The sequence below is a fragment of the Pseudomonas sp. MF6776 genome, assembly GCF_016613125.1.
Taxonomy (GTDB): domain Bacteria; phylum Pseudomonadota; class Gammaproteobacteria; order Pseudomonadales; family Pseudomonadaceae; genus Aquipseudomonas; species Aquipseudomonas iridis.
The window spans coordinates 1-17,172 of sequence record NZ_JAENSQ010000038.1; the positions used below are offsets into that span (position 1 = coordinate 1).

At 60.9% G+C, this 17,172-nt stretch carries 6 protein-coding genes; 4 read left to right on the top strand and 2 right to left on the bottom strand.

Translation table 11 applies throughout. The annotated features are described in order from the left end of the window. A partial coding sequence (locus JJD74_RS31170; protein ID WP_146469857.1) for a helix-turn-helix domain-containing protein occupies positions 1 to 72 on the bottom strand: 72 nt, incomplete at its 3' end. A gap of 112 nt (positions 73 to 184) precedes the next feature. On the opposite strand from JJD74_RS31170, the gene JJD74_RS26855 reads away from it, so the two are divergent. Continuing rightward, a complete protein-coding gene (locus JJD74_RS26855) occupies positions 185 to 1,039 on the top strand; it encodes a hypothetical protein (RefSeq protein WP_234451886.1) in 855 nt (284 codons plus the stop codon). A gap of 84 nt (positions 1,040 to 1,123) precedes the next feature. Beyond that, complete coding sequence (locus tag JJD74_RS26860; protein ID WP_200617200.1) at positions 1,124 to 2,137, top strand: GNAT family N-acetyltransferase; 1,014 nt, start codon at positions 1,124 to 1,126, stop codon at positions 2,135 to 2,137. Between the two features lie 111 nt (positions 2,138 to 2,248). On the opposite strand, the gene JJD74_RS26865 is transcribed toward JJD74_RS26860, so the two are convergent. Continuing rightward, the gene (locus tag JJD74_RS26865) at positions 2,249 to 2,803 is read right to left on the bottom strand and encodes an RNA polymerase factor sigma-70 (RefSeq protein ID WP_042560216.1); all 555 of its coding nucleotides are present in this window, start codon (positions 2,801 to 2,803) and stop codon (positions 2,249 to 2,251) included. A 367-nt stretch (positions 2,804 to 3,170) separates the two neighbouring features. Between JJD74_RS26865 and JJD74_RS26870 the strand changes: the two genes are divergently transcribed. Both JJD74_RS26870 and JJD74_RS26875 read left to right on the top strand, forming a co-directional pair. Next, a complete protein-coding gene (locus JJD74_RS26870) occupies positions 3,171 to 16,169 on the top strand; it encodes a non-ribosomal peptide synthetase (RefSeq protein WP_200617201.1) in 12,999 nt (4,332 codons plus the stop codon). Between the two features lie 158 nt (positions 16,170 to 16,327). Further along, the gene (locus tag JJD74_RS26875) at positions 16,328 to 17,149 is read left to right on the top strand and encodes an alpha/beta fold hydrolase (protein ID WP_200617202.1); all 822 of its coding nucleotides are present in this window, start codon (positions 16,328 to 16,330) and stop codon (positions 17,147 to 17,149) included. Positions 17,150 to 17,172 lie beyond the last annotated feature (23 nt).

Below are 17,172 nucleotides of genomic sequence, written 5' to 3' on the forward strand. Positions count from 1 at the left end.
CAGGCTGAAACCTTGGGCATGACCGATTTGAATGGTGGCGCGCTCTTCAACGCTGAGTTCGGAATAAGACATAGGGACAGCACCGTACCGGAAAGGTCAGGTGTTGCACTCAGTTTTCGCCGCCGCCTGGTATAAGGTTTTTCGAGGCAATGCCTCATGGGAATCACAGAGGCTTGAACTCCAGGTGCAATATCTGGATAGGTCTGATCTACCTGGCCCGGTTCTTCCAGATGTAACTGTTGTCGATGGGGTTGAACGGCTGTATCTGCCAGGTTTCCCTCATGACCCCGAAGTCACATTAGCCCGCCCACCTTTTTTTGCCGTGGGTCAGAAGATCTGGGTTCGTGCTGTGGGCCAACGTGATTACCCATCCCAGACATTGCTGTGGCTTTTGGAGGCGGCAGTGATTGAGGAATGCCATCTCAATGGTATCCGGCTGACTATTCCACGCGGATGGCTGTTCTCCCTGGATGATTATTCAGCTTTGACGATCGAATGCTATCTCGCGTATGACGGTCAATCAGATATTAAAGCTGCCCAGGAACTTCCGCGTACGACTCATAATATTCGTAACCTTCCGTATCAGTTACTCAATGACTACACAGATTTCGGCGAGACGGGATGGAACAGGTGGAAGAAAGGACCTGGCGCAGCGAATCCGTTGGATCTCATTGTGAAGAGTGATGCAACTGGGGACTATCTATGGAATTGGGGGTATACGAGTCCAAACAACGGCATCCATCTGATCAAGGAATATGAGTATCTGGTGCCGGGCCGTCGTTATGAATTTACTCTGGAACTTCGGAGAAACAGTCCGGCCAATCCGGCACCCACACTCTCGCTGGAAAGTAATGATTCGATCATTGTGGAGCCGATGCGCCTTCTGTCGCGAACATGGATAACCGTGGGTAACACCTTCATTGCCAACTCCAGCAATGTGCAACTGCGACTGGTAAGTCATGTTAATTCTGTCGGCGGAAATGATTACGACGTGACCCGTATCCGCTTGAAGGAAATATCCTCAAAGAAGGAAGCTTAAGTATTTTTTGCAAATGAGCTTAATTTTTTACCCTCGAGTCACGTCACATCGTTGAACTGTCGACGATTATCGTGAGCCCGACCCATGTCCAACCTGAATGACCTGACTGCCCTGGCCCTGCCTTCGGGCAGCCAGTTGGTAGCCGATGCAACCGAAAGCCGTTTGAGCCTGAGCCTGGACGGGCAACCGCTGATTCGCTTGCGCCTTGATCGCGAGGCCAAAGGGCCGATCCAGATCGACGAGCGTTTCGCCTTGCCGCCCGGGCAAGCCCTGTGGGCAGCCTGTTATTGGTTATTTGCTCGAGACCCGGCGTGCCAGCAATTGACCTGGCAACTCGACCAGCCGCCAACCGCAGCCTTGCTCAGTGGTCTGTTGGTGAGCACTGAAGTGGCCGGCGAATACCGCTGCGAGCGCACGCTATTCTGGCAACTGCCGCAACCGTGGCTCGGCACATCGCTGACTGGCTGTTATCCGCAACAAATGATGATCAGCCAGGGCAAGCGCCACCCGCTGCGGCCGGTGAAGCCTCGCGGTGAAGTCTATCGGCGTTTTGATGCGCGCCTTGGTGCCTGGATTTCTCTGCGCACGGTCGAGATCGAAGCAGACCTGCAGCGCTTCAATCGCTGGCAGAACAACCCGCGAGTCGCCAGTTTCTGGGAAGAGCAAGGCAGTCTCGAGCAGCATCGCGAATACCTGAGCAAACTCGACGCCGATCCGCACACGCTGACCCTGATCGGCTGTTTCGACGATCAGCCATTTGCCTATTTCGAAGCCTATTGGGCCAAGGAAGATCGCATCGCGCCGTTCTACGATTCCGACAATTACGACCGTGGCATTCACATGCTGGTGGGGGAGGAGGAGCACCGTGGCCCGCACAAAGTGGCGAGTTGGTTGTCGGCACTGGTGCATTACCTGTTTCTCGACGAACCACGGACTCAACGGGTCGTCGCCGAGCCGCGTGCCGACAACGCGAAGATGATCGGCTACATGCAAAACCAATGCTTTCACTGCGAAAAACAATTCGACTTCCCGCACAAACGTGCAGCGCTGATGATGTTGGGGCGTGAGCGGTTTTTTGATCGGTGCACGTTGGCTTGATATTGCCGTAAAGCAAAAGATCGCAGCCTTGGGCAGCGCCTGCACGGGTTTCGCGTTAACCGTGTGGGAGCTGCCCAAGGCTGCGATCTTTTTTGTGCGGACGACGCGGTCTTAACGACGACCCACAGCCACCGAATCACGGCGATTGCCCGACACCTTGCGGCAGTGCACCAGCGCATCACGAATCATGAAGTTGACCAGGGTCGGCGATACGCCGAGCTCCTTGGCGATGTCCTTCTGCGGCACACCGTGCAGGCGATACATCTCGAACGCATAGCGCGTACGACTCGGCAGCTCGGTCAGCGCATCGGCGATGTTTTCCAGGGTCGAGAAGTTGATGTGCGAGATTTCCGGCGAAGCACCTTGAATGACCACGTTCAACCCTTCCTCTTCAGGGCCGGAGTACTTCTGCTCCAGCGCCTGTTTGCGGTAGTGATCGATCGCAAGGTTGCGCACGATCTGGAACAGATAACTCAATTGCGCCTTGATCGACGAGGTGATCGGCGGTGCCGACTGCAGTCGGAAAAACGCATCCTGGACCACGTCTTCGGCGCGCGAACGACAGCCGGTAATGCGTGCTGCAATCTTGACCAGAATCAGTCGATTGTCGACGAATGCCTGAAGTAGCGGTGAATCGCACCTGCTTGTGGATACTTGTTCCGTCATGGAAATCACCTTACTGCCAATAGGTTAGTGGGGCGCCCGGGGGCGGGGCCGCCCTACACATCGAGCGACAAATTATGTTGAATGATAATGATTGTCAAATGAGAAAGAGAAACAATCCATTGAATTATTGTGATCTGAGAACTGCGACACGCCGCCGCACCCCGCCCCCATTAGCGATCCCGTCTGCCGACTAATTATTTCCAGACGTCATCCGTTCTCATTGGTGAATGGTTCCGGATAAAGACTCCCGGCCAGACAGCATTCCCATGCCTTGCGCGGTCGGCGTAGACCGCGTCCTGCATGCCCTGGAAGGGCGTGTCGCAGCAACCCGATTCCACTAGCAAGCCGAATTCAGGCAGGAAACCTCATGACCGACGCGTTCGAACTCCCCAGCACCCTGGTCCAAGCCCTCCAGCGCCGCGCGGCCCTGACGCCGGATCGGCTGGCCTTGCGTTTTCTTGCCGAAAACGAAGAGCAGGCTGTGGTTCTCAGCTATCGCGAACTGGACCAACGCGCGCGCACCATTGCCGCTGCGTTGCAGGCCGAGACCGAGTTTGCTGATCGTGCGGTGCTGCTGTTTCCTAGCGGCCCGGATTACGTTGCGGCGTTCTTTGGTTGCCTGTATGCCGGGGTGATCGCGGTGCCGGCCTATCCACCGGAATCGGCCCGCCGTCATCATCAAGAGCGCCTGCTGTCGATCATTGGCGACGCCGAACCGCGCCTGCTGCTGACCAGCGCCGACTTGCGCGATGCCTTGCAACAGATCGAAGGCGCACCGCCGCTGTTGTGCGTCGATACCCTCGACAGCGCTTTGGCCGAGCGCTGGGTTGAACCGACGCTGCCGGCCGATCACATCGCTTTCCTGCAATACACCTCCGGCTCGACCGCGCTGCCCAAAGGCGTGCAGGTCAGCCACGGCAATCTGGTCGCCAACGAGCTGCTGATTCGCCACGGTTTCGGCATCGACGTGAACCCCGATGACGTCATCGTCAGCTGGCTGCCGCTGTACCACGACATGGGTTTGATCGGCGGTCTGTTGCAGCCGATTTTCAGTGGCGTGCCGTGCATCCTCATGTCGCCGGCGTACTTCCTCGGCCGGCCACTGCGCTGGCTCGAAGCGATCAGCCAATACGGTGGCACCATCAGCGGCGGACCGGATTTCGCCTATCGCTTGTGCAGCGAGCGGGTCAGTGAATCGGCGCTTGAACGTCTCGACCTCAGTCGCTGGCGCGTGGCCTATTCCGGCTCCGAGCCGATCCGTCTCGACACCAACGAACGCTTCGCCGAAAAATTCGCGGCGTGTGGTTTCAGTGCCGACAGTTTCATGGCTTCGTACGGTCTGGCAGAGGCCACGCTGTTCGTCGCCGGCACGCCGCGGGGCAAGGGTATTCCTGCGCTGCGCGTGGACGATCAGGCGTTGGCGCAAAACCGTGCAGAGCCGGGCGATGGCAGCGCGATCATGAGTTGCGGCATCAGCCAGCCAGAGCACGCGGTGCTGATCGTCGAGCCAGCCCGTCTTGAAGAACTCGCCGACAATGCCGTCGGCGAAGTCTGGGCGGCCGGCCCGAGCATCGCGCACGGTTACTGGCGCAACCCCGAGGCCAGCGCCAGGACTTTCGTCCAGCACGCCGGCCGCACGTGGCTGCGCACCGGTGACCTGGGTTTCATGCGTGACGGCGAACTGTTCATCACCGGTCGCCTGAAAGACATGTTGATCGTGCGCGGCCATAACCTCTATCCGCAGGACATCGAGAAGACGGTCGAGAGCGAAGTGGAAGTGGTGCGCAAGGGCCGGGTCGCGGCGTTCGCGGTGACTCAGGACGGCGAAGAAGGCATCGGGATCGCAGCGGAAATCAGCCGCAGCGTGCAGAAAATTCTGCCGCCAGAAGCGCTGATCAAAGCTATCCGCCAAGCGGTGGCCGAGGCTTGTCAGCAAGCACCGAGCGTGGTGGTGCTGCTCAATCCGGGCGCATTGCCGAAAACCTCCAGCGGCAAATTGCAGCGTTCGGCTTGCCGCAGTCGTCTGGCCGATGGCAGCCTCGACAGCTATGCGGTGTTCCCGTCAGATGAAGCGCAAGGTGCCGAATCGACCCTGCAAGCTTCCGAGCTCGAAGCCCTGATCGGCAAGATCTGGGCTGCGCAACTGAACGTCAAACAGGTCAATGCCGACGATCACTTTTTCCTGCTCGGCGGCAACTCGATTGCTGCCACGCAAGTAATTGCCCGAGTGCGCGAAGAGCTCGGTCTGGCGCTGAGCCTGCGTGTGCTTTTCGAAGCGCCGACGTTGTCCGCGTTCGCCGCTGCCGTGGCCCGGCAACAAAAGGATGGCGGTAGCGTTCAAGGCGAAATCACTTCCCTTTCGCGCACGGAGGCAATGCCACAATCGCTGGCGCAAAATCGCTTGTGGATCACCTGGCAACTCGATCCGCACAGCAGCGCTTACAACATTCCGGGGGCGCTGCGGCTGCGCGGTGAACTCGATGAAGACGCCCTGCGCGCAAGCTTCCAGCAACTGATCGAACGCCACGAATCCCTGCGCACGCGCTTCTTCGAACGCGACGGCGTGGCGCTGCAACAAGTCGATGCTGCGGCTGAATTCAACCTGCAACTGATCGACATCAGCGACTTGCCAACCCGGGAGCGTGAAGCACGCGCTGAGCAAATCCGCGAGGACGAAGCGCGTACCCAGTTCGATCTGGAAAAAGGCCCGCTACTCTGGGTGACGCTGATTCGCCTTGATGACGAAGATCACCAGTTGCTGGTGACGTTGCACCACATCATCGCTGACGGCTGGTCGCTGAACGTGTTGATCGATGAATTCGCGCGCCTGTACGCCGCCGCTTCCCAAGGCCAGCGCACCGAGCTCGCGCCATTGCCAACCCAGTACGCCGACTACGGCAGCTGGCAGCGCCAATGGCTGACGCAAGGCGAGGGCGAGCGGCAACTGGCCTACTGGAAAGCGCAGTTGGGCGATGAGCATCCGACGCTGGAACTGGCCACCGATCATCCGCGTTCGGCGCAGCGCATTCGCAGTGCCGCGCGCCACAGCGTACGTCTGAGCGTCAGCCTGAGCGAAGCCATTCGGCAGACTGCCCACGCGCACGATGCCACACCGTTCATGCTCTTGCTCGCGGCATTCCAGAGCTTGCTGCACCGTTACAGCGGTCAACGCGATATTCGCATTGGCGTACCCAATGCCAACCGTCCACGGCTGGAAACCCAAGGCCTGATCGGCTTCTTCATCAACACTCAGGTGCTGCGCGCCGACGTTGAATCACGCCGGTCGTTCACCGAGTTGCTGGCGCAAACCCGCGAGGCTGCACTCGGCGCACAAGCCCATCAGGACCTGCCGTTTGAACAACTGCTCGAAGCCTTCCCGCAGGCCCGCGAACAAGGTTTGTTCCAGGTCATGTTCAACCATCAGCAACGTGACCTCAGCGCACTCAAACGCCTGCCCGGTCTGCTCGCCGAAGAGTTGCCGTGGCACAGTCGCGAAGCCAAGTTCGATCTGCAATTGCACAGTGAAGAAGACCGCAACGGTCGCCTGACCTTGTCCTTCGACTATGCCGATGAGCTGTTCGACGCCGCGACCATCGAGCGTCTGGCTGAGCATTTCAGCAATCTTCTGCGCGATGTCTGCGAGCGTCCGCACCACGCCATCGGCGATCTGCAACTGTTGACTGCCAGCGAAAGCGACCAGCAATCAGACTGGAGCAGCGCCCCGTGCGCCAAGGCTGAGCAATGGCTGCCGGAATTGCTCAACGAACAACTGCGCCTGACTCCGCAAAGCACCGCGCTGGTGTGGGAGGGCGGCAGTCTCGATTTCGCCGAGCTACATGCTCAATCCAATCGACTGGCGCACTACCTGCGCGACAAAGGTGTCGGTCCGGATGTCTGCGTGGCCATCGCGGCCGAGCGTTCGCCGCAGCTGCTGATCGGCCTGTTGGCGATCATCAAGGCGGGCGGCGCTTATGTCCCGCTCGATCCGGATTATCCGGCCGAGCGTCTGGCCTACATGCTCAGCGACAGCGGCGTCGATTTGCTGCTGACGCAGACCGAATTGCTCGATCGCTTGCCGGCCCGCGAAGGCGTCAGCGTCATCGCCATGGATGCCCTGCATCTGGAAAACTGGCCAAGCCAGGCCCCGGGTCTGCACCTGCACGGCGACAACCTCGCCTACGTGATTTATACCTCCGGCTCCACCGGTCAACCGAAAGGCGTCGGCAACACCCACGCGGCACTGGCTGAACGTCTGCAATGGATGCAGAACACTTATCGCCTCAACGAAACCGACGTGCTGATGCAAAAAGCACCGATCAGTTTTGACGTGTCGGTGTGGGAATGCTTCTGGCCGCTGATCACGGGTGCGCGCCTGCTGATTACTGCACCGGGTGAGCACCGTGATCCGCATCGCATCGCCCGGCTTGTGCAGGAATATGGCGTGACCACGCTGCACTTCGTGCCGCCGCTGCTTTCGCTGTTCATCGACGAGCCGCTCAGCGCCGAATGCACCAGCCTGCGCCGGGTGTTCTCCGGAGGCGAAGCGTTGCCAGCCGAGTTGCGCAACCGCGTGCTGGCGCAACTGCCGGCAGTGCAACTGCACAACCGCTATGGCCCGACTGAAACCGCGATCAACGTCACCCACTGGCATTGCACTGCCGCTGATGGCGAGCGCTCGCCCATTGGCCGACCGCTGGGCAACGTGATTTGTCGCGTGCTCGACGCTGACCTCAATCCTGTACCTGCGGGCGTTCCCGGTGAGCTGTGCATCAGCGGTATCGGTCTGGCGCGTGGTTATCTCGGTCGCCCGGCGCTGACCGCCGAACGTTTTGTGGTCGATCCATTGGGCGAGCAGGGTGCTCGCCTGTACCGCACCGGTGACCGTGCACGCTGGACTGACGATGGCGTGATCGAATACCTCGGCCGTCTCGATCAACAGGTCAAACTGCGTGGCTTTCGCGTCGAACCGGAAGAAATCCAAGCACGTCTTCTCGCGCAGGACGGTGTCGCCCAAGCCGTGGTGCTGGTGCGTGAAACCGCTGCCGGCGCGCAACTGATCGGCTACTTCACGGCGACCGATGCCAGCGCAGACGGGGACGCGCAAATCGCCCGACTGAAAACCGCACTGGCCACCGAACTCCCTGAGTACATGGTCCCGGCGCAACTGATGCGCCTCGACGCAATGCCGCTGAGCCCGAGCGGCAAACTCGACCGCCGCGCCTTGCCCGAGCCGCAATGGCAAGTGCGTGAGCATGTCGAACCGGTCACTGAACTGGAGCAACAGATCGCCGCGATCTGGCGCGAAGTGCTGGGCCTGGCGCAAATCGGCCTGCGCGACGATTTCTTTGCCCTCGGCGGTCATTCGCTGCTGGCCACGCAAATCATCTCCCGCTCCCGCCAGGCCTGCGACGTCGAATTGCCGTTGCGCGCCTTGTTTGAACACAGTGAACTCGGTGATTTCGCCGAACAGATTCGCCAGATCCAGGTCAGCGGTCGCACCAACCAACAGCCGCCGATCGAAAAAGTCGACCGCAGCCAGCCAGTGCCGTTGTCGTACTCCCAGCAGCGCATGTGGTTCCTCTGGCAGATGGAGCCGGACAGCCCGGCGTACAACGTTGGCGGCATGGCGCGCCTGCGTGGCGTGTTGCATGTCGAACATTTCGAGGCGGCGTTGCAAGCGCTGATCCTGCGTCACGAAACCCTGCGCACGACGTTCCCGAGTGTCGACGGCGTGGCCCGTCAGCAGGTGCATGCCGAGACTGGCGTGCGGATGGGCTGGAAAGATTTCTCGAAACTCGCGGCTGACCTGCGTGAGCAAAAAGTCCAGCAACTGGCCGACGCAGAAGCGCATCTGCCGTTTGATCTGGAAACCGGTCCGCTGCTGCGCGCCTGTCTGGTCAAGACTGCCGAGCATGAGCATTACTTCGTCCTGACCTTGCACCACATCGTCACCGAAGGCTGGGCAATGGACATTTTTGCCCGTGAACTCAGCGCGTTGTACGAAGCGTTCGTCGATGATCGCGATTCGCCGCTGGAGCCGTTGCCGGTGCAGTACCTCGACTACAGCGTCTGGCAGCGCAACTGGCTGGAGTCCGGCGAGCGTCAGCGTCAACTCGACTACTGGACCGCGCAACTGGGCCGCGAACATCCGCTGCTGGAACTGCCGGGCGACCGTCCGCGTCCACCGGTGCAGAGCCATCAGGGTGAACTGTTCCGTTTCGATCTCAGTGATGACCTCGCTGCGCGGGTCCGGGCGTTCAATGCGCAAAACGGCCTGACCCTGTTCATGACCATGACCGCCGCACTCGCCACGCTGCTTTACCGCTATAGCGGCCAGACCGATCTGCGCATCGGCGCGCCGGTGGCCAACCGTATCCGCCCGGAAAGCGAAGGGCTGATCGGCGCGTTCCTCAACACTCAGGTGCTGCGTTGCCAGCTCGACGGGCAGATGTCGGTCGGCGAATTGTTCGAGCAGGTGCGCCACACCGTCATCGAAGGGCAGTCCCATCAGGATCTGCCGTTCGATCATCTGGTTGAAGCCTTGCAGCCACCGCGCAGCGCCGCTTACAACCCGCTGTTTCAGGTGATGTGCAACGTGCAGCGCTGGGAATTCCAGCAGAGCCGTATGCTCGCCGGCATGACCGTCGAGTACCTGGCCAACGATGCGCGGGCGACCAAGTTCGATCTCAACCTGGAGGTCACCGACCTCGACCATCGCCTGGGCTGCTGCCTGACGTACAGCACTGATCTGTTCGATGAGCCGACCATTGCGCGCATGGCCGGACATTGGCGCAACCTGCTGCAAGCGCTGATCGCCGACCCACAACAACGCCTCAGCGAACTGCCGCTGCTGAGCGCGCCGGAGCAACAGCGACTGCTCGACAGCCTCGGCGTCGAGCCGGGCGAGCATCGTCTCGATCAGTGCATTCATCACCTGTTTGCCGAGCAAGCGCTGCTGCGCAAAAATGCGCCAGCCCTGACCTTTGCCGGCCAGACCTTGAGCTACGCCGAACTCGACGCCCGCGCCAATCGTCTGGCCTGGGCCCTGCGTGAGCGCGGGGTTGGCCCGCAAGTGCGCGTTGGTCTGGCGCTTGAACGTTCGCTGGAGATGGTCATCGGCCTGCTGGCGATCCTCAAGGCCGGCGGCGCCTATGTGCCGCTCGACCCGGAATACCCGCTCGATCGCCTGCATTACATGATTGAAGACAGCCGCATCGGTCTGCTGCTCAGTGATCGCGCGATGTTCAACGCGCTCGGCGAGCTACCGTCGAGCGTGGCGAGTTGGTGCCTGGAAGAGGACAGCGCCGCACTGGCCGAGTATCCGTCCACAGAACTGCCATTTATCAGCCTGCCGCAGCATCAGGCCTACCTGATTTACACCTCGGGCTCGACCGGTAAACCGAAAGGCGTGGTGGTGTCCCACGGCGAAATCGCCATGCATTGCCAGGCCGTCATCGAGCGTTTCGGCATGCGCCCTGACGACTGCGAGTTGCACTTCTATTCGATCAACTTCGACGCTGCGACCGAGCGCTTGCTGGTGCCGCTGCTCAGCGGCGCGCAGGTTGTGTTGCGGGCGCAAGGTCAGTGGGATGCCGAGGAAATCTGCGGGCTGATCCGCACCCATCGCATCAACGTCCTGGGTTTCACCCCGAGCTACGGCAGCCAGTTGGCGCAGTTCCTGGCCACGCAAAACGACATTCTGCCGGTGCGGATGATCATCACCGGTGGCGAAGCGCTGACCGGCGAACACCTGCAACGCATTCGTGCGGCGTTCAAGCCGAGCCTGTTTTTCAACGCCTATGGCCCGACCGAAACCGTGGTCATGCCGCTGGCCAGCCTGGCCCCGGACGTGCTCGAAGAGGGCGCCGGCAGTGTGCCGATCGGCAGCGTGATCGGCGCTCGCGTGGCGTACATTCTCGATGCCGATCTGGCGCTGGTGCCGCAAGGCGCGACCGGTGAATTGTTTGTCGGCGGCGCCGGTCTGGCGCAGGCTTATCACGACCGTCCGGGTATCACGGCCGAACGTTTTGTCGCTGACCCGTTTGCCGCTGATGGCGGACGCATGTATCGCACTGGCGACCTGGTGCGCCAGCGTGCCGACGGTCTGGTCGAGTACCTGGGACGGATCGACCATCAGGTGAAAATCCGTGGGTTCCGTATCGAACTCGGCGAAATCGAAGCGCGCTTGCTTGATCACGATGCGATCCGCGAAGCGGTGGTGTTGGCGCTGGATGCGCCGAGCGGCAAGCAACTGGTTGGCTACCTTGTCACCGAGCCTGCCGAGCAAAGCGAAGCCGAACAGTCTGAACTGCGCGAAGCACTGAAGGCGCACCTCAAGGCGCAACTGCCGGATTACATGGTGCCGACCCACCTGATTTTGCTGGCGAACATGCCGCTGACCGCCAACGGCAAACTGGATCGCCGCGCACTGCCGGCGCCAGATCCCGAACTGAATCGTCAGGACTACGTGGCGCCGAGCAACGAGCTCGAACAAACCCTGGCGCAGATCTGGTGCGAAGTGCTTAACGTCGAACAGGTTGGCCTCAACGACAACTTCTTCGAGCTGGGTGGCGATTCGATTCTGCCGATTCAAGTGGTCAGCCGCGCGCGTCAGCAGGGCATTCATTTCAGTCCGCGTGACCTGTTCCAGCATCAGACCGTGCAAACTCTCGCCGCAGTGGCCAGCCGCACCGAGTTGGTGAAAGCCGAGCAAGGTCTGGTGGCTGGTGAGTCGCGACTGACGCCAATTCAGCACTGGTTCTTCGACACCGATATTCCTGAGCGTCAGCACTGGAACCAGGCGTTGTTGCTGGAACCCACTGTGGCGTTGGCGCCGCAGCTTCTGGAGCAAGCGCTACGGGCGGTGATCGAGCAGCACGACGCCCTGCGTCTGCGCTTCACCGAGGTGGGCGGTCAGTGGCAAGCGACACATCAACCGGTCGCGGATGCCGTTGTTTTGTCACCCGTACGCGTCGCCTCGATGGACACGTGCGAGGCGCTGTTCGCCGATGCTCAGCGCAGTCTTGATCTGGAGCACGGTCCGCTGCTGCGTGCCCTGTTGGTCGATGGCCCGCACGGTCAGCAACGCCTGTTCATTGCGATTCATCACTTGGTGGTCGACGGCGTGTCGTGGCGCGTTTTGCTCGACGATCTGCAAACCGTGTATCGCCAACTCGACGCCGGGCAGTCGGTGAAACTGCCGGCGAAAACCAGTGCCTTCAAGGACTGGACGGCACGGCTGCAGGCTTACGCCGGTAGCGAATCACTGCGCGAAGAACTGAACTGGTGGCAGACCCAACTGGCCGGCCCGAGCGCCGATCTGCCGTGTGAAAATCCGCAGGGCCGCCAGCAGAATCGCCATGCGCAAACCGTCAGCGTGCGTCTCGATGCCGAGCGCACCCAACAATTGTTGCAACAGGCGCCGAGTGCTTATCGCACGCAGGTCAACGACCTGCTGCTGACCGCGTTGGCCCGTGTGCTGTGCCGCTGGAGCGGCCAACCGTCGGCGCTGATTCAACTCGAAGGCCACGGCCGCGAAACCCTGTTCGACGAGATCGACCTGACCCGTACCGTCGGCTGGTTCACCAGCGCCTATCCATTGCGCCTGACCCCGCACAACATCGAAGAGGCCGCCGGGCAGGGCGCTTCGATCAAGGCGATCAAGGAGCAGTTGCGCGCCGTGCCGCACAAAGGCCTGGGTTATGGCGTGCTGCGTTATCTGGCTGATGACCTCAGCCAACGCAGCATGGCCGCGCTGCCGAATGCGCCGATCACCTTCAACTACCTCGGCCAGTTCGACCAGAGTTTCGGCAGCGAAGCGCTGTTCCGTCCGTTGGACGAGCCGGTCGGCGCGGCCCACGATCCGCAGGCGCCGTTGCCGAACGAGTTGAGCGTCGACAGTCAGGTCTACGGCGGTGAGTTGCTGCTGCGCTGGACCTTCAGCGCCGAGCGTTACGAAGCGCAGACCATCAATGATCTGGCCGACGCCTACCTGGGCGAATTGCAAAGCCTGATCGAGCATTGCCTGCAAAACGAGGCCGGTGGCCTGACGCCGTCGGACTTCCCGCTGGCGAAACTGACCCAGGCGCAACTCGATGCGTTGCCAGTGCCGGCCGCGCACATCGAAGACGTCTATCCGCTGACGCCGATGCAGGAAGGCATGTTGCTGCACACGCTGCTCGAACCTGGCACCGGTCTGTACTACATGCAGGATCGCTATCGCATCAACAGCGAACTCGACCCCGAGCGTTTCGCTCAAGCGTGGCAAGCCGTGGTCGGTCGTCACGAAGCGTTGCGTGCCTCGTTCTGCTGGAACGTTGGCGAAGATATGCTGCAAGTGATTCACACGCCGGGTCGCACGCCAATCGAGTATCTGGATTGGAGCGCCATCAGCGACGCCGAGCAGGAACCCAAGCTGCAAGCGCTGCTCAAAAGCGAGCGCGAGGCCGGGTTCGATCTGCTCAGCCAGGCACCGTTCCACCTGCGTCTGATCAAGGTCGGCGCGGCGCGCTACTGGTTCATGATGAGCAACCACCACATCCTCATCGATGCCTGGTGCCGTTCGCTGCTGATGAACGATTTCTTCGAGATTTACACCGCGCTTGGCGAAGGTCGCGAAGCTCAACTGAGCGTGCCGCCGCGTTATCGCGATTACATCGGCTGGCTGCAACGTCAGAGCCTGGCGGAGGCGCGCCAGTGGTGGCAGCAGAACCTGCAAGGGTTTGAACGCACCACGCCGATCCCGAGCGACCGACCATTCCTGCGTGAACATGCCGGCGAAAGCGGCGGCATGGTCGTCGGTGACCGCTACACCCGCCTCAATGTTGCGGATGGCGTTCGACTGCGTGAACTGGCTCAGGCTCATCAATTGACGATCAACACCTTCGCCCAAGCGGCGTGGGCGCTGGTGCTGCGGCGCATGAGCGGTGATCGCGACGTGCTGTTCGGTGTGACCGTTGCCGGGCGTCCGGTGGACATGCCGGAAATGCAACGCACTGTCGGCCTGTTCATCAACAGTATCGCGCTGCGAGTGCAGATGCCGGCGGACGATCAGCGCACCAGCGTGCGGCAATGGCTGAGCGGGTTGCTCGACAGCAACATGCAACTGCGCGAGTACGAATACCTGCCGCTGGTGAGCATTCAGGAACAGAGCGAATTGCCGAAAGGCCAGCCGCTGTTCGACAGCCTGTTTGTGTTCGAAAACGCGCCGGTAGAAGTCTCGGTACTGGACCGCGCGCAGAGCCTCAACGCGACCTCGGATTCGGGCCGGACCCACACCAACTTCCCGCTGACGGCGGTGTGCTACCCGGGCGATGACCTTGGGCTGCACCTGTCGTATGACCAGCGTTACTTCGACGAGTCGACGGTCGAACGCATGCTCGGCGAGTTCAAGCGTCTGCTGCTGGCGCTGGTCGACGGTTTCCATGGCGACATGGCCGATCTGCCGATACTGGGCAGTGAGGAGCAGGACTTTCTGCTCCACCGATGCAACCAGAGCGCCCACGACTATCCGTTGGAGCAGAGCTACGTTTCGCTGTTCGAAGCGCAAGTTGCGGCGCATCCGGAGCGCATTGCCGCCAGTTGCCTCGATCAGCAATTGAACTATGCGCAGCTGAACCGCAATGCCAACCGTCTCGGCCATGCTTTGGTCGCAGCCGGGGTGCAAATGGATCAACCGGTGGCGTTGCTGGCCGAGCGTAATCTCGATCTGCTCGGCATGATCATCGGCAGCTTCAAGGCTGGCGCGGGTTACCTGCCGCTGGATCCGGGTCTGCCGAGTCAGCGCCTGCAACGGATCATTGAGCTGAGCCGCACGCCCGTAATGGTGTGCAGCGAAGCGTGCCGTGAACAGGCGCAGACTTTGCTCGACGAGTTCAGCTGTGCCAATCGTCCACGCTTGCTGGTGTGGGAAGAGGTGCAAGCGCTGGCGACATCGGTGCAAAACCCTGGCATTCACAGTGGTCCGGACAACCTCGCTTATGTGATCTATACCTCAGGCTCCACCGGCCTGCCGAAAGGCGTGATGGTCGAGCAGCGCGGCATGCTCAATAACCAGTTGAGCAAGGTGCCGTACCTGAATCTGACGGCGACTGATGTCATCGCGCAAACCGCTTCGCAGAGCTTCGATATTTCGGTCTGGCAGTTCCTCGCCGCGCCGCTGTTCGGCGCGCGGGTCGACATCGTGCCGAATACCATCGCTCACGATCCGCAAGGTTTGCTGGTGCATGTGCAGGCCCAGGGCATTACCGTGCTGGAGAGTGTGCCGTCGCTGATTCAGGGCATGCTCGCCTCGGATCGTCTGAGCCTCGACGGTCTGCGCTGGATGCTGCCGACCGGTGAAGCAATGCCGCCGGAACTGGCGCACCAGTGGCTACTGCGTTACCCGGACATTGGTCTGGTCAATGCTTACGGCCCGGCGGAATGCTCGGATGACGTGGCGTTCTACCGCGTGGACATGGCGTCGACACGCGGCAGTTATTTGCCGATCGGTACACCGACCGATAACAACTTGTTGTACCTGCTGGATGGCGCGCTGGAGTTGGTACCGGTGGGCGCAGTGGGCGAATTGTGCGTGGCAGGCACGGGTGTCGGTCGCGGCTATGTCAGCGATCCGCTGCGCACCGCGCCGGTGTTTGTGCCAAACCCGTTCGGCGCGCCGGGCGAACGCTTGTATCGCACCGGTGACCTGGCGCGACGCCGTAGCGATGGCGTGCTGGAATACGTCGGTCGCGTCGACCATCAGGTGAAGATTCGCGGTTACCGGATCGAATTGGGTGAAATCGAAGCGCGTCTGCACGAACAACCGGAAGTCCGCGATGCGGCGGTCGGTGTGCAGGAAGGCATCAACGGCAAGCATCTGGTCGGCTATCTCGTGGCTGCGGATTCTGCGCTAAACCCGAGCGAACGCCTGGAGCGCATCAAACAACGCCTGCGCAGTGAACTGCCGGAATACATGGTGCCGCTGCACTGGCTGTGGCTCGCGCAACTGCCGCTCAACGCCAACGGCAAGCTTGATCGCAAGGCCTTGCCGGCACTGGAAATCGGTCAGTTGCAGAGCCAGGATTACCTGGCGCCGCGCAACGAGCTGGAGCAAACCCTGGCAGATATCTGGGCCGAGGTGCTGAAGATCGAGCAGGTTGGTGTGCGCGACAACTTCTTCGAACTCGGCGGTCACTCGTTGCTCGCCACGCAGATCGCCTCGCGCGTACAGAAAGCCCTGCAACGCGATGTGCCGCTGCGGGCGATGTTCGAATGCAGCACGGTGGAGGAACTGGCCGAGTACATCGACGGGCTGGCGGCCAGTGAAATCACAGAGGAGAAGGTGGATCGGTTGAATGATCTGATGGCGGAGCTGGAGGGGCTTTAACAGCAAAAGATCGCAGCCTGCGGCAGCTCCTACAGAGAAATATGCGTTTCCCTGTAGGAGCTGCCGCAGGCTGCGACCTTTTTGCTTTCAGACATTTGACTGTCGAGCAGTGCCAGCTCAGTCTGCCGGTTCTCTTTTTGCAAACGAGGGGTTAGTCGATGCCTTTTTTCACGGTTGATGGACAGGCACTTCACTACATTGATCAAGGCACAGGCCCGGCCGTGTTGCTGGCGGGCAGCTATCTGTGGGATCAGGCCATGTGGGCGCCGCAGATCGCCGCGCTGGCGCCGCACTATCGGGTGATTGCGTTGGACCTCTGGGGCCACGGAGAGTCCGGGCGATTGCCGGAAAACACCACATCGCTGGATGACATCGCGCGTCAGGCGCAGGCGTTGCTCGATCATCTGGATATCGACCAGATCACCTTGGTCGGCCTGTCGGTCGGCGGCATGTGGGGTGTACGTCTTGCGCTGTCGGCACCGCATCGGCTTAACGGTCTGGTGCTGATGGACACTTACGTCGGCGTCGAACCCGAGCCAACCCGTCAGTACTACTTCTCGCTGTTCAAGCAGATTGAGGAAAGCGGCGAAATTTCCGACGCGTTGCTCGACATCGTTGTACCGATTTTCTTCCGCCCGGGCATCGATCCACAATCGGCGCTGTATCAGGATTTCCGCGCCAAACTCGCGGGGTATTCATCCGAACGTCTGCGCGAAAGCGTCGTACCCATGGGCCGCATCACCTTCGGTCGCGATGATTTGTTGCCACGTCTGGGCGAACTGAACGCCGTGACCACCCTGGTGCTGTGCGGTGATCAGGACAAGCCACGGCCGCCGACGGAAGCGCAGGAAATGGCCGAGCTGATCGGTTGTCCGTGCGTGTTGGTGCCGGAGGCGGGGCATATCTCCAATCTGGAGAATCCGCAGTTTGTGAATGACGCGTTGCTGAAGTTTTTGGCTGAGCGCGATTCGCGGCGCTGATGAGAAAAAGATCGCAGCGTGCC